Source organism: Ochrobactrum sp. RH2CCR150 (genome assembly GCA_014138095.1).
In the GTDB taxonomy this organism is placed as follows: Bacteria; Pseudomonadota; Alphaproteobacteria; order Rhizobiales; family Rhizobiaceae; genus Brucella; species Brucella gambitense.
On the sequence record JACGXE010000021.1, the window covers coordinates 18,283 to 35,296 of the forward strand.

A 17,014-nucleotide genomic window follows, 5' to 3' on the forward strand; every position below is an offset into this window, starting at 1 on the left:
GAATGTCTGAGACCTCTTCGCTGCCAAAGCCTCCGCACGCCCCGAAACATCCACATAAGGACACCCGTCACGGCATTACCCGCATAGACGACTACGCCTGGCTTCGCGCAGACAACTGGCAGGACGTATTCAAGGACCCATCGGTTCTGGCGCCGGAAATTCGCGCGCATCTCGATGCTGAAAACGCCTATCAGACAAGCCTGATGCAGAACACCGAAGCGCTCCAGAAGGCGCTATTTGCGGAAATGCGCGGACGCATCAAGGAGGATGATTCCTCCGTGCCGTCGAGGGATGGTCCTTATGCTTACGGCGTTTCCTATCGCACCGGCGGGGAGCAGCCCTATTTCATCCGCACACCGCGCGATGGCGGTGCGGAAACGATCCTGCTCGACGGCGACAAGGAAGGCGAAAGCAAGGCCTATTTCCGGCTTGCCTCGGCGGACCACGCTCCCAATCACGATCTGTTGATCTGGGGATATGACGACAAGGGATCGGAATTCTACAAGCTGAAAGTTCGCGATCTCACGACCATGGCCGAGCTTTCGGATATCATCACCGATACCAATGGCGGCGGCACGTGGGATGCGGCAAGCGCCGGCTTCTTCTATACGCGTCTCGATGAAAACCATCGCCCGTCGAAGGTTTTTTATCACCGCATCGGCACCGAACAGTCCGAAGACCGACTGATCTTTGAAGAACAGGATCCGGGCTTCGTCCTCGGCGTCGGCGGTTCTGCGCTGGACGACTATATCTTCATCGATATTCACGACCACGAAACGTCAGAATGCTGGTTGCTGCCCGCCAATGATCCTGCGGCCAAGCCGCAACTCATCATGGCCCGCAAAACCGGCACGGAATACGATATCGCGCCGGGCGGTGAGGAGTTCTTCATCCTGACCAATGCCGATGGCGCCAAGGATTTCAAGATCATGCGCACGGCTGCCACCGCGCCGCAGCCGGAAAACTGGGTGGAAGTGGTGGCTGAAAAGCCGGGCCGGCTGATCCTGTCCCATTCCGCCTATAAGCATCATCTTGTCTGGATCGAGCGCGACAACGGCTTGCCGCGTATCGTCATCCGGGATCGCAAGACCGGTGAAGAACACGCCATTGCCTTTGACGAGGAAGCCTATTCGCTCGGTCTGCATGGCAGCGCTGAATATGACACTGACGTCATCCGCTTCTCCTACTCGTCGATGACGACACCGGAACAGCTCTTCGATTACAATATGCGCTCGCGCGAGCGGACGCTCCTGAAGACGCAGGAAGTGCCGTCGGGTCATGTGATCGACGATTATGTGACGCGGCGCATTCTTGCGCCCGCAGCCGATGGCGAGCTGGTGCCGGTCTCTATCCTTTATCACAAGGATACCAAGCTGGACGGCTCTGCCCCGTGCCTTCTCTACGGCTATGGCTCCTACGGCATCACCATTCCGGCAAGCTTCAGCACGTCGCGCCTGTCACTGGTGGATCGCGGCTTCGTCTATGCCATCGCGCATATTCGCGGCGGCAAGGACAAGGGTTTCGCCTGGTATGAAAACGGCAAGCGTGACAAAAAGACGAATACCTTCACCGACTTCATCGCCGCCGCAAAGCATCTGGTCGGTGAAGGCTTCACCAGCCATGACCGCATCGTCGCCCATGGCGGGTCGGCTGGCGGCATGCTGATGGGTGCGATTGCAAATCTCGCGCCGGAAGTCATCGGTGGCATTATCGCGGAAGTTCCGTTCGTCGACGTGCTGAACACCATGCTCGACGATACGCTGCCGCTCACCCCGCCGGAATGGCCGGAATGGGGCAACCCGATTGCCTCGGAAGCGGATTATCGCACCATCGCTGCCTATTCGCCTTACGACAATGTGACAGCGCAGGCCTATCCTGCCATTCTGGCTGTCGCGGGCCTGACCGATCCCCGTGTCACCTATTGGGAACCGGCGAAATGGGTCGCCAGGCTGCGCGAACTGAAAACCGATGACCATCCGGTCCTGTTCCGCATCAATATGGATGCAGGCCATGCGGGCGCTTCAGGTCGTTTCTCGCGGCTGGAAGAAGTTGCCTATACGCAGGCTTTTGCACTGAAAGTCGTCGGCAAAGTTCCAGGCTTCGAAGGTTGATACACAATCACGCTCCAGCGGCTTCATCTCGCTGGAGCAAGTTAGAATAAGCTACACGTCCGGCCTTCAACGCCCTATACTATTGCCTATTGAATATCGTCACGGAGATTGGATCATGAAAACCGGATGCGTGACCTTTCTGGCGAGCCTTGCGCTGGCGCTTCCCGCCCTTGTGCCCGCCACCACAGGCGTACAGGCACAAGTGCGCAAGGATGTGAGCGAATATGCCGGACGGCGTTGCAGCGCTCCGCCGCGCGGCAGCGGCATTATCTTCGGCCAATTCAGCGGCGTTGACGATTCCCCCATGGTCACCATGGACGGAATTGTTCCGGTGGATCGCGTGCGCTGTTTTACCAGCGTGTCGGAATGCAAGGGCTGGCTCTACACAATGCAGAGCAAATACACCAATGCCGGCCCGGCGACGGTTGCCCGCTGCACCAAGCGCTAGCGCTACAGTTGCATTCTTCGCCATACCGGACTGCAACGAGCAATTTCCTGCGCGCCGGTGCTCACGTACCCAAACGTACGCTCCGCTCCGGTGCTCGAAAATCACTCGTTTCGCCACGGCCTGACGAATTTGCAACTGTAGCGCTAAAATTGGTCCAAGAAACTGCAATTTTTTGCAGCACCATAGAATGGCAATATCATTGTCGGAGGATGCGTTTATCCGAAGCACGGTCGCGTGACGGGAAAGAGCGGAACACTATCGGGGGGCTGAAATCGGTTTGGGAGGATCGAATATGCAGCAGGCGAGCTATGTTCATGGCGCGAGTGACCGGCTTCTGATCGGCGATACGATCGGCAATCATCTTGACCGCATCGCAGAACAGTACCCTGACCGGCCAGCCGTGGTCGTCCGCCACCAGAATATCCGCCTGACATATGCAGAATTGAACGCCCGCGTTGACGCCCTTGCGGCAGGTCTTCTCGCGATTGGCCTGCGCCCCGGCGAACGGGTCGGCATCTGGTCGCCGAACAATCTGGAATGGATACTGACGCAGTTTGCCACGGCCAAAGCGGGCCTGATCCTCGTCAATATCAACCCTGCCTACCGGGCGCATGAACTGGAATATGTGCTTGCCAAGGTTGAATGCGCGGCACTAATCCTCGCGCCATCGCTCAAGACCAGCAACTATCTCGATATATTGCGCTCCATCGTGCCGGAACTCGACAGTGCCCGTCCAGGCCATCTGGTGTCACAGCGCCTGCCTGCCTTGCGCTGTGTGATCCGCCTTGGCGAAGAACAGACCGATGGCATGATGAATTTCGACGCGGTCGCCACGGCTGGCGATGATGCGGCGCGTGACGAACTGCAACAGCTCTCGGAAGAGCTGCAATTTGACGATCCGATCAATATCCAGTTCACCAGCGGCACCACGGGCAGTCCCAAGGGCGCCACCCTCTCCCACCACAATATTCTGAACAACGGCTTCTTTGTCGGCGAAGCGATGCGCCTGACCGAACAGGACCGGATGTGCATTCCGGTGCCGTTCTACCATTGCTTCGGCATGGTGCTCGGCAATCTCGCCTGCATGACCCATGCCGCCTGCATGGTGATCCCGAATGACAGCTTCGATCCGCTTCTGACGTTGCAAACCGTGCAGGATGAACACTGCACCGGGCTGCATGGTGTGCCAACCATGTTCATCGCCATGCTGGAGCACCCTGAATTCGCAAAGTTTGATCTTCAGACCCTGCGCACCGGCATCATGGCCGGATCGCCCTGCCCGGTCGAAGTCATGCGCCGGGTGATCCATGAAATGCACCAGAGCGAAATCACCATCGCTTATGGCATGACAGAAACAAGCCCCGTCAGTTTCCAGAGTTCGACCAACGACCCGTTGGAACGGCGTGTTTCAACTGTCGGCCGCATTCACCCGCATCTGGAAGTGAAGATTATCGATGCGGACGGACGGATTGTTCCGCGCGGCGAAAAGGGTGAGTTGCTGACGCGGGGCTACAGTGTCATGCGCGGCTACTGGAACGATCCGCAAAGCTCGGCAGGCGCTGTTGACGACGCAGGCTGGATGCATACGGGCGATCTCGCCACCATTGATGCGGAAGGCTATTGCAACATAGTCGGCCGCATCAAGGATCTGATTATCCGTGGCGGCGAGAACATCTATCCCCGCGAGATCGAAGAGTTCCTGTTTACCCATCCAGCGATCAGCGATGTACAGATTTTCGGCGTTCCCGACCGCCGGTTCGGCGAAGTCATCTGCGCCTGGGTCAAGCTCAGTCAGGATGGACGCCTGAATGAAGCAGAACTGGTCAGCTTTTGCCAGCAGCGGATCGCCCATTACAAAATCCCGGCGCATATCCGCTTTGTCGATCAGTTCCCCATGACCGTTACCGGAAAAATCCAGAAATTCGTCATGCGGCAAACCATGATCGAGGAACTCGAGTTGGAAGAAATCAAGACTGCATAGAGAGCATCCCGAAAAGTGTGAAACGGTTTTCGGCAAAGATGCGCGTTAAAACAAAGAATTAGAGCGCCGATCTGATTCAATCAGATCGGCGCTCTAAGCTCTGCTATGGCGCTTTATAGCCGTTCGCGTGTGGGGGAATGGCTTTCAGATAGGCCGCGATTGCATTGCGGTCGGCCTCGGTCAGATGCGCCATATTCGATACCACGTCGGTCATCGATCCGCCAAGCGAATCGAAGTCGGGCGTGAAGCCGCTTTGCAGCGCATAAGCGATATCTTTTTCGCTCCAGTCGCCGATGCCGCCCTCGCCCGTCGTGATATTCGGGACAACGCTCTTTTTACCGTCGCTGCCTGTCTCTGCCGATAACGCACCCGCCAGCCATTGACCGGTTTGCAGACTGCCAATGATATTGCGCGGCGTATGGCACTCGCCACAATGACCAAGCGCTTCGGTCAGATATTGGCCGCGCTTCACGAGGTCCGATGCGTCGGCGATAGCAACTGCCGGGGCATCCGACAGGTAGAGGTGCTTCCAGAAGCCAAGACTGCGACGAATGTTAAACGGAAAGCCAAGTTTGTGCGGTGCCGCGACATTGTCCGATGCGGGCAACGTCTTCATATAGGCATAGAGATCGGCCACATCCTGCGGCTTCATGCGGGTATAAGATGTGTAAGGAAAGGACGGGTAGAGATGCTCACCCTGCTTGCCCACGCCTTTCAGCATGGCATTGGCAAAATCCTGTATGGTCCAGGTGCCGATCCCCTGCTCAGATGGCGAGATGTTCGGCACGATAAAGGTACCGAAATCCGAGACCAGCTCATGGCCGCCTGCAAGCACCTTGCGCGCATCGCCCGCAGCACCCGGCGCAGCATGGCAGGACGCGCAGCCGCCCGCCCAGAAAATCTGCTCGCCTTTGACAGCATCGCCGGGATTCATTGAAGCCAGAACGGCGCTATCCACCTTTTGCGGTGTGGTCAGAATCCAGAAGGCGGCAGCGCCGATGACAAGCACAGCGCCCGCGGCATATGCCAGTTTGCGGACCATCCTACCCATTCCATTGCGGCAGTTTCACTATCAAGCGAAACTGCCGATCTTGTCGAAGACTATCAGTTTTTCTTGACGCGGAAGGCCTGATGGCAGGAACCGCAATTGGAGGCAACCTGCTGGAATGCCGTTTTCAGCGCATCGACATCCTGCGGCTTGGCAGCCACAGCAGCTGCCGCATCGGCGCGGAATTTTTCGACATGCTTGACGAATTCGTCCTTGTTTTCCCAGATTTTCGGCGAAGCTTCCGTATCGCCCTTGTCCGAACCGGCCGGAAACAGCGTATCGACATCGAGCTTCTTGGCGTCGGCGTCGATCTTCTCAAGTGCAGCCAGAACGGCAGCGGCCTCGAACGGCTTCTCACCTTTGACGACTGGTGCGATCTGGCCCAACGAGCGGCCCATATCTTTCATGATGGCCTGACGATCCGCAATCGCGTCAGCCTGCGCCAGCCCGATACTGGCGACGAGCACTGCCACAGAACCAAGTGCAGGAAAAAACAAACGCATGTAGTCCTCCGCATTTAAATAAACAAAACTCGTCCCTTGACCGAATATCCGATACAATCCCTGCCATTGCAATGATCGGATCGAACATATCGATTGCTGTAAAAGTAGAACGCGTTCTTTACGGAGATTTATACATTCACATCACGATAACGTGAAATACTTGAGTAAAAAAGTACTATTTAATTTCCAACATCCTCAAAACGTATCTGTATGAGATACAAGCAATCTTGAGAATTCCAAGCGTCGACAAGCGCCCAAAGAAAAGCCCCGCTTTGGCGGGGCTCATCTCATAGCATCAATGCCTTGGCATTATGCCTGTTCGTACATTTCCAGAACGTAGTCCCAGTTGATCAGGCTGTCGACGAAAGCTTCGAGATACTTCGGACGCAGGTTGCGGTAATCGACATAGTAGGAGTGTTCCCACACATCCACGCCGAGGATCGGCTTTGCGCCATGAACCAGCGGATTTTCGCCGTTCGGGGTCTTGGAGATTTCCAGCTTTCCGTCCTTGACCGAGAGCCATGCCCAGCCCGAACCGAACTGGCCGACGCCAGCTGCGATGAAATCTTCACGGAACTTGGCGTAGCCGCCGAGATCGGATTCTATTGCCTTTTCAAGCTTGCCCGGCAGCTTCGTGCCGCCGCCGTCCTTCTTCATCCACTTCCAGAAATGGATGTGGTTGTAGTGCTGGCCGGCATTGTTGAAGAGGCCCTGATTCTTGCCGTAGCTTTCCTTGACAATCTCTTCCAGGCTCTTGCCTTCAAGGCCGGAGCCTTCAAGCAGCTTGTTACCGTTGGTGACATAAGCCTGATGGTGCTTGTCGTGGTGCAGTTCAAGCGTCTCACGCGACATGAAAGGCGCAAGTGCTTCGTAGTCATATGGAAGGGCGGGCAGTTCGAAAGCCATTGGAAACTCTCCTCTTTATCTCTCAACGCGCGGCGGGCAATGTGTTGCCTACCCGATAAATAGCGTGCGGACTCTACATAGGCCCCAACCGCGTGAGCGGCAATGAAATATTATTGAAATCACAGTAGGATGAACCCCATTGAGAATTTCCGCATCACCGCATCGGTAAAGGAGTAACCGTGTCCGGAGCAATTAGTTCCTATGTCTTCGATGCCTATGGCACATTGTTCGATGTCCATTCGGCAGTTCGGCGGCATGCGGACAAGGCTGGTCCCGATGGACGTGCCTTTTCTGAACTCTGGCGCGCCAAGCAGCTTGAATATTCATGGGTGCTGAGCCTGATGGGCGCTTACAGCGATTTCTGGAAACTGACGGAAGATTCTCTCGATTTCGCCTTTGCGCGCTATCCGTCCGTTGATCCATCGCTGCGCAACGACCTGCTCGACGCTTACTGGAAACTCGACTGCTATCAGGAAGTGCCAGCCGCGCTCAAGCACCTCAAGGATCGTGGCGCGCGACTTGCCATCCTTTCCAATGGTTCTCCCGCCATGCTGGAAGCCGCCGTGAAGTCGGCTGCACTCGACGTTCTGCTGGATGATGTCGTTTCGGTTGATGCCGTGCGCAAATACAAGACTTCGCCTTCAGCCTATGAGCTGATCACCATGCAATGGCGGCTCTATCCTTCCGCTATCTCCTTTCAATCCTCCAATCGGTGGGATGTGGCAGGTGCGGTCAAGTTTGGCATGCGCGGCGTCTGGATCAATCGGTCGAACCAGCCGGATGAGTATCGTCAGTTCCCACCTGCCCTCATTCTGCCGAGTCTCCAGCTTCTTGGCTGAAAGCGCACACACCCGCGCAGAACTAATTGGGTATTTCACTAAAATTTGAATTATCCGGCTTTCGACAAACAGGTCGATTGCCCGCAAAATTGTGGCGTGGCTGCAACACGCGCCCTGCTGGTGGCTTTTCGCCACGTTTAGGCCGTATTCAGACCGGCTCGACGCCACAATTCTAAGGCGTTTTCCGATCAGTCGAATTCGAGACTTGGCGAAAAACACCGCCCAGGTCAGTGCCTTCCTCCTACCGCGCCTCTACCACATCTGGTTTGGTCGCACTTCGTTAACCCTGATTGCTGTATTCATAACCCTCCCGTCACTAATCTGGTTTTCTTATGCAAACGACCCTCACCCGCCGCTCTTTCCTGACGGCAATGACTGCCACTGCGGCTGCCGGTCTCGCCGGTTGCGCCCAGTTGGGACAGAATGTACCTATCATCGACGTCGATGCGTCGGGCAACCCGATCAACAGGACGCCGCAGGCCAATGTGGATTCGTCCTTTGGCGGCTGGGAGCAGATGTATGCTTCCGTCAATGATGGCGGTTTTCAGCTTCCGGCAATCCCGATCCAGAAGATGGACAAGCGCTATCTGCGTCAGGTCGTGCAGGACCCGACCGGCGAAATGCCCGGCACGCTGGTCATCGATACTGCCAACCGCTTCTGCTATCTTGTGCTCGATAACGGTCAGGCGCTGCGCTATGGCGTCGGTATCGGTCGCGAAGGTTTTGCATGGTCCGGTCGCGCTGTGATCCAGTACAAGCGCCAGTGGCCACGCTGGACGCCGCCGGATGAAATGGTCGCCCGCCAGCCGGAACTGGTCCAGTACAGTGCTGCCAATGGCGGCATGGCTCCAGGCCTCAAGAACCCGCTCGGTGCGCGTGCGCTCTATATCTTCCAGGACGGCAAGGACACGCTCTATCGCCTGCACGGCAATCCGGAATGGTGGTCCATCGGCAAGGCGGTTTCGTCGGGCTGCGTGCGCTTCCTCAATCAGGATATCATCGATCTTTATGATCGCGTGCCGCCGAAGTCGCCTATCCTCGTCATGTAAGACGAAGACGGACGAGACAATTCCAAAGAAAACCCCGGAGCATCCCCTGCTCCGGGGTTTTCTTTTAAGCAGTCTGCGTCAGAGAGACTTCCGATCCGGCGCGTTTTCACCTTGTTCAAAACGGGGAAATATATTAGCGGCAATAAACTCCACCTGATGCAAGCTTATCATCATGCATACAGCAGCTGCGGCTCTCGCCGATATCGACATACCGGCCATATTCAATCCTGCGGACCTTGTCCGCAACGAGCGCTTTCACGATTGCCTGCAAACGACCGCCAGTGAACTTCTGGCCATCACGGCTGAGCTGCCGCGAGAGGTGCGCTATCTTTCCGATATGCAGAAATGGCTACTGAGTCAGGCGACTTTCGCAGTGCATTTCGAACACCAGACCGATCCGCTCAATCCGCCGATCTCACCGACCAATCTGCTGAACTTCCTGAAAGGCACGCCGATTGCCAGCAAGAACACCACGCTGGCCTTTCTTCAGGAAACCCGGCATTACAATTTCATCGAACCGCTTCCGACCCGGGATCGCAGGCAGCATCTTTTCCGCGCCTGCACTGCCACGGAAGAGCTGATCCGCCTGTGGCTGACCACCCATCTCATTGCAATCGACCGTATGGATAACGGCAACCGGGCAGCGCTTATGCTCCGCCATCCAGACATGTTGCGCTATGCCCAACCGATCATGACGCGCGATGTGCTGCACAATAGCGACTGGTGCCGTCCGCAGCCAAGCATCGCGAATTTCACCCATTCGGAATCCGGCAACAACATCCTGCACGATGTTGCATCCCGCGCTCCATGGACATTTTCCGGCGACCGGGCATGGATCGGCAAAGTCACCTCCAACGCCATATCGACGCGCTATCGCATGTCGCAGAGCAACACGGCGCGGATTCTGGCGCGCGCGCGCGATGGCGGGCTGATCGGATGGGAACGCCCCGGCAACCGCGGTGACTGCTGGATCTCAGCCACGCTGGTGCAGGATTATCGTCAGTGGCAAGCGCTGAAATTTGCGGCGATCAGCAAGGGCATGCACGGCGCGGCCAAAAAACTCTTCAACATATAAAAAAGCGGCCGGGCCTTTCGACCCAGCCGCGGCGCCCCCGCCTAAACTAAACTATTCCTCGATCGTATAGGAACCGAGTTCGCACAAGTCTTGCGTGTCGGTGGTGGTGTCGAGGTCGTCACTATCCTGAAATTCGAACCGCATGTCGTATTTGCAAACGCGGCGACCGTCAGCGATGGTGATTTCGATGGTTTCGCCCGGCTCCAGAACCTGATCGCCGAAAACTTCACCTTCCCAATTGTTGACGCCGACCGGCGACGTATAGAAATGGGTCAATGGGGAGTTGGTGCCGTTCTTCAGTTTGAAGACCAGATCGTCGGCCTTTGAAACACCGGCAAACGTCAAGAACACGGCGGACGCCATGCCAAAAATTTTCAATAGTTTCATGCTGTTATCCCGCCCCGCCCAAGATCGGGCAAGCGGACATTAGGCAGAAAATTCTCTGCCGTAAATCGACATTAGCAATGTCGAATAACCCATTATTGGGTGGATTCACGCAGCTCTTCCAGAGCACCAGCGTGAAAGAATGGGGAGGGCAACATACTGCCTTACTCCCCTATTCCCCTACTCCCTTATTTCTTGAAACTGCCGAGAATGCCGCGCACCAATGCGCGACCCAGCGAATTGCCGACCGTACGCACGACGGACTTCATGGCCGTTTCCGCAACGGTCTGACGACCGGAGCGCTTGCCCGTGCCCAATGCAGTGCCGAGAAGATCGCCCAGTATTCCGCCGCCGCCTTCCTCTTCCTGCTTGGTTTTCTGCTGCTCGACCGTCGCGTTCTGCGCCTTGCGCGCCAGCATCTCGAATGCGGAATCGCGATCCACAAGCGTATCGTACTGGCCGGAAACCGGGCTTGCGGCAATGATCTTGGCGCGCTCTTCCGGCGTCAACGGGCCGATGCGCGACGATGGCGGGCGGATCAATGTACGCTGCACCATGGACGGCACGCCCTTGGCCTGCAAGGTCGAGACCAGCGCCTCGCCGGTTGCAAGATTGGTGATCGCGTCGAACGTCTTGAAGTCCGGATTGGGACGGAACGTATCGGCGGCGGTTTTCACCGCATTGGTCTCGCGCGGCGTATAGGCGCGCAGCGCATGCTGCACGCGGTTGCCAAGCTGGGCCAGCACTGTTTCCGGCACATCAAGCGGGTTCTGCGTCACGAAATAGACGCCGACGCCCTTGGAACGGATGAGACGAACGACCTGTTCGACACGATCAACCAGCGCCTTGGGCGCTTCATCGAACAGAAGATGGGCCTCGTCGAAGAAGAAGACGAGCCTTGGCTTGTCCGGGTCGCCCACTTCCGGCAGCGCCTCGAACAGTTCCGACATCAGCCAGAGCAGGAAGGTCGAATATAGACGCGGGCTCATCATCAGCTTGTCGGCGGCAAGCACGCTGACCACGCCGCGCCCATCCGTCGTCGTGCGCATCAGGTCGGCAATTGTCAAAGCCGGTTCGCCAAAGAACTTCGCGCCACCCTGTTGCTCCAGCACCAGCAACGACCGCTGCACCGCACCAACCGACGCCTTGTTGACGTTGCCGTATTTACCCGAAAGCTCGGCGGAACGCTCCGCCATTTCCTTGAGGATTGCCTGCAGATCCTTCAGATCGAGCAGCAGAAGCCCCTCTTCGTCAGACAGGCGGAAGGCGATGTTGAGCACGCCTTCCTGCGCTTCCGTCAGGTTCATGAGACGCGACAGCAACAATGGCCCCATTTCGGAAATGGTGGCGCGAACCGGGTGGCCCTGCTCGCCGAAAATGTCCCAGAAAATGACCGGAGATGCGCGCAGCTGATAAGGATCGAGCTTGATTTCCTCGGCCCGCTTGGTCAGGCCGTCATTCGCCACGCCGACAGCGGCAATGCCCGACAGATCGCCCTTGATGTCGGCGCAGAAGACCGGAACGCCAGCAGCGGAAAAGCTTTCCGCCAGCACCTGAAGGGTCACGGTCTTGCCCGTACCCGTCGCGCCGGTGACCAGACCGTGCCTGTTGCCATATTTCAGCGCCAGATATTCCGGCTGCTGGTAGGAATCGTCAGGCTTGCGGCTTGCGCCAAGAAAAATAGCGTCGTCAGCAGTCATTAGGCGATTTGCTCCTTATTTCGACCGGCACATCCAGAGCCGCACTCTTGTCAGATATAGACGCCGTCCCGTCATGCGACAACGATAAAGCCGACGCTGCGGATAGAGAACCGTTTTTGCTGTCATAAGAGCTGAAAAAATTCCCTATAATTTTGATCCGGACCTGCTTGCAAAGCGATAGCGAGAATGCATATTACGTAAACGTAAGATTTTTGGGAGAGTTTCCATGGAAGAACTGATCGCACGCATCACCTCGAATGTCGGCATCGATGCCGCGACGGCGGAAAAGTCTGTCGGCATGATCCTCGCATTCCTTCAGAAAGAAGGTCCGGAGGAGCAGGTTCAGCAGCTTCTGGCCGCAATCCCCGGTGCTACCGAAGCCGTTGCACAGGTCAAGGGCGGCGGTTTCCTGTCCAATCTGATGGGCGGCGTGATGGGCCTCGGCTCGCAGCTCATGGGTGCGGGTCTCGGCATGGGTGAGATTTCCGGCGTTGCCAAGGAAACAATCCGCTTCGCCAAGGAAAAGGCTGGCGACGAGCCTGTCGATGCCGTGATCGGCTCGATCCCGGGTCTCGGCCAGTTCATCTGAGTACATACATTTCGCAACGAAAAACCCCGGCTTGATAGCCGGGGTTTTTGTTTATGCATCCTTTTGCACAGTCCTCGCCCCGACATGGCGGGCGCGTCCTGAAAGCCAGCCATTGACGGCAGCGCCCAATCCCAGCACTGCGAAGAACAGACCGCAGGCGGCGAAACTTCCCGTGGCGCTGTGGATCACGCCCACCAGCAGCGGGCCAATGGCCGCGAGAATATAGCCGACGCATTGCGCCATACCGGACAGATGCGCCGCCGTGTGCGAATCCGGTGAGCGCAGCACGATCACCATCATTGCAGCCGCGATCAGCCCGCCCTGCCCGATGCCCTGAATGATGGCCAGAAGCCAAAAGCTCCATTCCGGCAGATAGAGAAAACCGATCAGTGCAAGCGATGCGCAGGCGCAGAGAAACACATTGATGAAACTCTGGCTTTTCTGGCGCACGGCAATCGACGGTATCAGCAAGCATGTCACGACCTGCGCCATGATCGAAAACGACACCAGACCGCCCGCCGCAGCCGGGCTCATGCCCCGCTCACGCAGGATTGGCGCGAGCCAGCCGAACACAATATAGGCTGTTGACGACTGCAGCCCCATGAACAGCGTCACCTGCCAGGCAAGCGCATCGTTCCACAGACCAACGACGCGGAAGCCTGAATGCGCAACATTGTGTTTGCTGCGCAGCGCCTGCGGCAACCACAGCACGAGCACCAGCGCAGCCGGAACCGCCCAGAACGCCAGAGCAAGATTCCACGAACCGCCGAGCATGTTTTTGATCGGGATCGTGAAGCCAGCCGCGGAAGCCGCTCCGCCGCAAAGCGCCATCGTGTAAAGGCCGGTCATGATCGCAGCGGTTTTTGGAAAATCGCGCTTCACCACACCCGGCAGCAGCACATTGCCCATGGCAATCGCCGCACCAGCAAGCGTTGCGCCCATATAGAGCGACCAGAAAGATCCGAGACCACGCAGCGCAGTACCAATGGTCAAGACCGCCAGCACCGCCAGAAGCACACGCTCGGCTCCGAAACGCTGCGCAAGACGCGGCGAAAACGGGGCGAATGCGCCAAGGCAGACAACCGGCAAGGTAGTCAGCACGCCTGCGGCGAGCGATGACATGCCGGTGCCATCGATGATTTCCGGCAGAAGCACGGAAACGCTGGAAAAGACCGGACGCAGATTGGCGGCAATCAGCACGAGGCTCAGCCCCAGCAGGATGCGCGTGGCCTTGCTCGGCGTTTCGGGCACCAATGGCGGCGGCACACTGTCCGCTTCTGCGTCGACGAGTGGCTCTGGCTGCTCTACCTGAGATGTCATGGTGTGTTCCTCCCGTGCTGTGGGCGGCACGGCGTTTATGCGGCTCATGATGCGAGCAACCTTTCCAGTTCTTCAATCAGGGGGGCCAGAAAACGACGAACCGTCGCGCTGGCCTTGTCCGGGTCGCCGGTGGCAATGGCTTCGATGATCTGCCGATGCGCCTCAAAGTCCGGCTCCGGCAGTTCGCCGTCCAATGTGGCTTCAATGGATTCGCGGATCGATGCGGAAAAGAAGCCATAGACCTCGATCAGTGCATGATTGCCGGAAGCGGCAGCGATGGCTTCATGGAATGCAAAATCGCGCTCGACGAATGTCATCCGGTCAGTATCTTCGCGCAATCCGCGTGAGGCCAGCACGGCTTCCAGATGAGCAATCGTCTGCGGCGTGATGCGCTGCGCGGCAAGGCGCGCAGCTTCGACTTCCAGCGCGGCGCGCATTTCAAGCCTGTCGCGCAGGCTCGTATGGCGTATGCGATTGAGACTGCGCGCCGTGTCGGTCTTCGAGCGTACATAGGTGCCCGAGCCTTGCCGCGTCTCCAGCATGCCTTGCGCCACCAGCGCCCTGACAGCCTCGCGCACCGTGCCGCGACTGACGCCAAGCCGCGCCGAAAGCTGGGCTTCGTTCGGCAATTGCTCGCCCACGGCCCAACGACCCGACGTGATTTCGGAACGAATGGATTGCGTCGCTGCTTCCGTCAGGCTTTTGCGTGAGACCGTCTTCATAGGCACCCCAAATTCATCGGATGACTTGATGAATTAACGGGGGCGGACCGAACTGTCAACAGACATGGATGTGCCACTGCTGCCAAAGCCACAGTGCAGCGCTAATCCCACATTTGTGTGCAGGCAAATGTTTTCAATTGGCTTCAAAATGCTCTAAGAATTCTCGCGCAGATTGGATTTTCATACGCAGCCAGCAGGTGCCAGCATGATCACGCTCTACAGCCTTTCCGGTGACCATCTCGAAAAAACGGAAATCGAACCGGGCACGCCATTACCTGATAACGTGATCTGGATCGACCTCTCCACACCCGGCGTCAACGAAGATCACATCGTCGAAGCGTGGACCGGCATTTCGATCCCCACCCGTGAAGACATGACGGAGATCGAGGAATCGAGCCGCTTCTATATGGAAAACGGCGCGCAGTATCTCACAGTGCCTATTCTCCATGCGGTCGATCTCGACCATCGTGAACTGGCGCCAGTGACTTTCATTCTGCACGGCTCACGCCTGATCACCGTGCGCTATGCGGACCCCAAATCCTTCACGACCTATATTCTGCGCTCCACCAAGCCCGGCAACGGGCTGATTTCTGCCAAATGCACCGGGCTTTCGATCATGCTTGGCATTACCGAAGCCACGACCAACCGCCTGGCGGATATTCTGGAAGGCGTGGCCGGTAAAATTGACGCCGCATCGCACTCGATCTATCGCCGCCAGCCAAAGGCGCGGCCGATGACGACGCAGGATTTCCGGCACATCCTGACCCAGATCGGTGGTCAGGGAACGTTTTTGTCGCGCATGCGTGAAAGTCTCGCAGGCATCAGCCGCATGCTGGTCTACCTCTCGGCAACCAGCAATCCCGCGACCGGCAAGAAGGAAACGCGCTCCTGGATCAAGTCGCTCGAACGCGACATGCAATCGCTGACCGCTTATGTGGACTTTCTGTCCAACAAGGTCACCTTCCTGCTCGACACCATCGTTGGACTGATTTCCGTCGAGCAAAACGCCATCATCAAGATCTTCTCGGTGGCTGCCGTGGGCTTCATGCCGCCAACGCTGGTGGCCTCTATCTACGGCATGAACTTTTCCTTCATGCCGGAACTGACGTCACCCTGGGGCTATCCAATGGCGCTCGGACTGATGATCGCCTCCGCCCTGTTGCCGCTCTATTATTTCCGCCGCAAGGGCTGGCTGTAAACGGCCGCTCGACAAGGGCGCAACTATGTTATATCATCGGTTATAACATAGGAGAAAAGCCATGAACGTCACTTTGCGCAAGATCGGCAATTCCGAAGGCGTGATCCTGCCCAAGGAAGTGCTCGACCGGCTTAATTTGAGAGCGGGAGATACGCTCGTTCTGATCGAAGACGAGAACGGTCTGAAACTGACGCGCAGCGCAGATGATCCGGATGTCTTTGAGAAAAAGATGCAGGTCGCACGCGAGCGGATGAAGAAGTACGAAACGGCCTATCGCGTCCTCGCGAAATGATTGATTTTCATTCGCGGTCTTTTATCGAGGCGCTGCATCAGGAGCAGCTACGCTTGCACGGTGGTGCGGCGGGCATACGGGATTCAGGCTTGCTGGATTCTGCACTCGCCCGTCCACTTCAAAAAGAAGCCTATGGCACGCCCGATCTCTTCGATCTAGCAGCGGCATATCTGTTCGGCTTACTGAAAAATCATCCGTTTATAGACGGCAACAAACGAACAGGCCTCGCCGCAGCGGACTTGTTTCTCTATTTCAACAGCTACAGCCTTGAGGCCGGGCAAGAAGATGTGATTCAACTGGTTCTGATGGTATCAACCAGCGAAGTAGACGAAAGCGGCGCTGCCGCTTTCTTCCGCGATCATAGTGTGTCGCTGGAAGCCTAGGCTTTCAGCGACACGATTTCCCAATCCTTGCCGTTGATTTTCAGCACATCGCCAGCCGGTTTGCCGAACAGCATGATGGCGACCGGTGCGACATGCGAGATCTTGCCGTTGGACGGATCAGCCTCGTCTTCGCCGACAATCGTCCAGATGCGGGTTTGGCCGTCGTCCAGATTTTCCAGCTCTACCGTCATACCGAACCGCACCACGTCGCTATCGGCATCCGGAACTGACAGCTCCGCCGTTTCGCGGCGCACTGTCCAATAACGCAGGTCACGCGAGATACGCGCGATAGCCGAGCGCTCAGCGGCGACGTTCGCTTCCGCTAGCTCGCGCTGAAGGCGGGCAATCTCATCATCCATCATCTTCAGGCCGGTCGGCGTGACGAGATTGCGGTGTGGACTCACCGGACGCTCACCGAGATCGGTCGGCGCATCATCCTGTTCTTTTGTAAAAGCTCTGCTCATTT

Annotated in this window: 18 protein-coding genes; 10 read left to right on the forward strand and 8 right to left on the reverse strand. The window is 57.2% G+C overall.

Going from position 1 to position 17,014, the window contains the following annotated elements; translation table 11 throughout:
• The first annotated feature begins 2 nt into the window (after positions 1-2).
• The 3 genes from FHW03_RS24040 (at position 3) to FHW03_RS24050 (ending at position 4,540) form a co-directional block, all read left to right on the forward strand.
• A complete protein-coding gene (locus FHW03_RS24040) occupies positions 3-2,111 on the forward strand; it encodes a S9 family peptidase (RefSeq protein WP_182522960.1) in 2,109 nt (702 codons plus the stop codon).
• Between the two features lie 115 nt (positions 2,112-2,226).
• The gene (locus tag FHW03_RS24045; protein WP_182522961.1) at positions 2,227-2,559 is read left to right on the forward strand and encodes a metallophosphoesterase; all 333 of its coding nucleotides are present in this window, start codon (positions 2,227-2,229) and stop codon (positions 2,557-2,559) included.
• A 292-nt stretch (positions 2,560-2,851) separates the two neighbouring features.
• The gene (locus FHW03_RS24050) at positions 2,852-4,540 is read left to right on the forward strand and encodes an AMP-binding protein (protein WP_182522962.1); all 1,689 of its coding nucleotides are present in this window, start codon (positions 2,852-2,854) and stop codon (positions 4,538-4,540) included.
• A gap of 103 nt (positions 4,541-4,643) precedes the next feature.
• Here FHW03_RS24050 and FHW03_RS24055 read toward each other — a convergent pair whose 3' ends face one another.
• The 3 genes from FHW03_RS24055 to FHW03_RS24065 form a co-directional block, all read right to left on the reverse strand.
• Positions 4,644-5,582, reverse strand: coding sequence for a cytochrome c (locus FHW03_RS24055; protein ID WP_182522963.1), 939 nt, complete (start codon positions 5,580-5,582; stop codon positions 4,644-4,646).
• A gap of 62 nt (positions 5,583-5,644) precedes the next feature.
• Entirely contained in the window at positions 5,645-6,091 is a 447-nt protein-coding gene (locus tag FHW03_RS24060) for a cytochrome c (RefSeq protein WP_182522964.1), read from the reverse strand.
• A gap of 309 nt (positions 6,092-6,400) precedes the next feature.
• Positions 6,401-6,997: a superoxide dismutase gene (locus FHW03_RS24065; protein ID WP_182522965.1), complete on the reverse strand. Its 597-nt coding sequence runs from the start codon at positions 6,995-6,997 to the stop codon at positions 6,401-6,403.
• Positions 6,998-7,176: 179 nt separating this feature from the next.
• On the opposite strand from FHW03_RS24065, the gene FHW03_RS24070 reads away from it, so the two are divergent.
• The 3 genes from FHW03_RS24070 to FHW03_RS24080 all read left to right on the forward strand — a co-directional run bounded on the left by FHW03_RS24070 (position 7,177) and on the right by FHW03_RS24080 (position 9,960).
• A complete protein-coding gene (locus tag FHW03_RS24070; RefSeq protein WP_377515639.1) occupies positions 7,177-7,836 on the forward strand; it encodes a haloacid dehalogenase type II in 660 nt (219 codons plus the stop codon).
• Positions 7,837-8,168: 332 nt separating this feature from the next.
• Positions 8,169-8,885: a L,D-transpeptidase gene (locus tag FHW03_RS24075; RefSeq protein WP_182522966.1), complete on the forward strand. Its 717-nt coding sequence runs from the start codon at positions 8,169-8,171 to the stop codon at positions 8,883-8,885.
• 172 nt (positions 8,886-9,057) lie between these two features.
• On the forward strand, positions 9,058-9,960 hold the full coding sequence (locus tag FHW03_RS24080; protein ID WP_182522967.1) for a hypothetical protein: 903 nt from the start codon (positions 9,058-9,060) through the stop codon (positions 9,958-9,960).
• 51 nt (positions 9,961-10,011) lie between these two features.
• Here the strand turns inward: FHW03_RS24080 and FHW03_RS24085 are convergent, their stop codons facing one another.
• Both FHW03_RS24085 and FHW03_RS24090 read right to left on the reverse strand, forming a co-directional pair.
• Positions 10,012-10,323: a hypothetical protein gene (locus tag FHW03_RS24085; RefSeq protein WP_377515656.1), complete on the reverse strand. Its 312-nt coding sequence runs from the start codon at positions 10,321-10,323 to the stop codon at positions 10,012-10,014.
• A 209-nt stretch (positions 10,324-10,532) separates the two neighbouring features.
• The gene (locus FHW03_RS24090; protein ID WP_182522969.1) at positions 10,533-12,044 is read right to left on the reverse strand and encodes a helicase HerA-like C-terminal domain-containing protein; all 1,512 of its coding nucleotides are present in this window, start codon (positions 12,042-12,044) and stop codon (positions 10,533-10,535) included.
• 226 nt (positions 12,045-12,270) lie between these two features.
• Here FHW03_RS24090 and FHW03_RS24095 point away from each other — a divergent pair, with 226 nt between their 5' ends.
• Positions 12,271-12,633: a DUF2267 domain-containing protein gene (locus FHW03_RS24095; protein ID WP_182522970.1), complete on the forward strand. Its 363-nt coding sequence runs from the start codon at positions 12,271-12,273 to the stop codon at positions 12,631-12,633.
• Positions 12,634-12,684: 51 nt separating this feature from the next.
• Here FHW03_RS24095 and FHW03_RS24100 read toward each other — a convergent pair whose 3' ends face one another.
• Positions 12,685-13,953: a CynX/NimT family MFS transporter gene (locus FHW03_RS24100; RefSeq protein ID WP_377515643.1), complete on the reverse strand. Its 1,269-nt coding sequence runs from the start codon at positions 13,951-13,953 to the stop codon at positions 12,685-12,687.
• Between the two features lie 44 nt (positions 13,954-13,997).
• Positions 13,998-14,675, reverse strand: a complete 678-nt coding sequence (locus FHW03_RS24105) for a FadR/GntR family transcriptional regulator (RefSeq protein WP_182522972.1) — start codon at positions 14,673-14,675, stop codon at positions 13,998-14,000.
• A gap of 205 nt (positions 14,676-14,880) precedes the next feature.
• Between FHW03_RS24105 and FHW03_RS24110 the strand changes: the two genes are divergently transcribed.
• The 3 genes from FHW03_RS24110 to FHW03_RS24120 all read left to right on the forward strand — a co-directional run bounded on the left by FHW03_RS24110 (position 14,881) and on the right by FHW03_RS24120 (position 16,548).
• Positions 14,881-15,873, forward strand: a complete 993-nt coding sequence (locus FHW03_RS24110) for a magnesium transporter CorA family protein (protein WP_182522973.1) — start codon at positions 14,881-14,883, stop codon at positions 15,871-15,873.
• Between the two features lie 61 nt (positions 15,874-15,934).
• Complete coding sequence (locus tag FHW03_RS24115) at positions 15,935-16,165, forward strand: AbrB/MazE/SpoVT family DNA-binding domain-containing protein (RefSeq protein WP_078340198.1); 231 nt, start codon at positions 15,935-15,937, stop codon at positions 16,163-16,165.
• Complete coding sequence (locus FHW03_RS24120; RefSeq protein ID WP_182522974.1) at positions 16,162-16,548, forward strand: type II toxin-antitoxin system death-on-curing family toxin; 387 nt, start codon at positions 16,162-16,164, stop codon at positions 16,546-16,548. Before FHW03_RS24115 ends, FHW03_RS24120 begins: the two co-directional genes overlap by 4 nt.
• On the opposite strand, the gene FHW03_RS24125 is transcribed toward FHW03_RS24120, so the two are convergent.
• On the reverse strand, positions 16,545-17,012 hold the full coding sequence (locus tag FHW03_RS24125) for a GreA/GreB family elongation factor (protein WP_182522975.1): 468 nt from the start codon (positions 17,010-17,012) through the stop codon (positions 16,545-16,547). The genes FHW03_RS24120 and FHW03_RS24125 overlap by 4 nt on opposite strands.
• Positions 17,013-17,014: the final 2 nt, after the last annotated feature.

Coding starts and splice junctions, on each gene's coding strand:
- FHW03_RS24040 (WP_182522960.1), top strand. CDS start 3: ATGTCTGAGACCTCTTCGCTGCCAAAGCCTCCGCACGCCCCGAAACAT.
- FHW03_RS24045 (WP_182522961.1), top strand. CDS start 2,227: ATGAAAACCGGATGCGTGACCTTTCTGGCGAGCCTTGCGCTGGCGCTT.
- FHW03_RS24050 (WP_182522962.1), top strand. CDS start 2,852: ATGCAGCAGGCGAGCTATGTTCATGGCGCGAGTGACCGGCTTCTGATC.
- FHW03_RS24055 (WP_182522963.1), bottom strand. CDS start 5,582: ATGGTCCGCAAACTGGCATATGCCGCGGGCGCTGTGCTTGTCATCGGC.
- FHW03_RS24060 (WP_182522964.1), bottom strand. CDS start 6,091: ATGCGTTTGTTTTTTCCTGCACTTGGTTCTGTGGCAGTGCTCGTCGCC.
- FHW03_RS24065 (WP_182522965.1), bottom strand. CDS start 6,997: ATGGCTTTCGAACTGCCCGCCCTTCCATATGACTACGAAGCACTTGCG.
- FHW03_RS24075 (WP_182522966.1), top strand. CDS start 8,169: ATGCAAACGACCCTCACCCGCCGCTCTTTCCTGACGGCAATGACTGCC.
- FHW03_RS24080 (WP_182522967.1), top strand. CDS start 9,058: ATGCATACAGCAGCTGCGGCTCTCGCCGATATCGACATACCGGCCATA.
- FHW03_RS24085 (WP_377515656.1), bottom strand. CDS start 10,323: ATGGCGTCCGCCGTGTTCTTGACGTTTGCCGGTGTTTCAAAGGCCGAC.
- FHW03_RS24090 (WP_182522969.1), bottom strand. CDS start 12,044: ATGACTGCTGACGACGCTATTTTTCTTGGCGCAAGCCGCAAGCCTGAC.
- FHW03_RS24095 (WP_182522970.1), top strand. CDS start 12,271: ATGGAAGAACTGATCGCACGCATCACCTCGAATGTCGGCATCGATGCC.
- FHW03_RS24100 (WP_377515643.1), bottom strand. CDS start 13,953: ATGACATCTCAGGTAGAGCAGCCAGAGCCACTCGTCGACGCAGAAGCG.
- FHW03_RS24105 (WP_182522972.1), bottom strand. CDS start 14,675: ATGAAGACGGTCTCACGCAAAAGCCTGACGGAAGCAGCGACGCAATCC.
- FHW03_RS24110 (WP_182522973.1), top strand. CDS start 14,881: ATGATCACGCTCTACAGCCTTTCCGGTGACCATCTCGAAAAAACGGAA.
- FHW03_RS24115 (WP_078340198.1), top strand. CDS start 15,935: ATGAACGTCACTTTGCGCAAGATCGGCAATTCCGAAGGCGTGATCCTG.
- FHW03_RS24120 (WP_182522974.1), top strand. CDS start 16,162: ATGATTGATTTTCATTCGCGGTCTTTTATCGAGGCGCTGCATCAGGAG.
- FHW03_RS24125 (WP_182522975.1), bottom strand. CDS start 17,012: ATGAGCAGAGCTTTTACAAAAGAACAGGATGATGCGCCGACCGATCTC.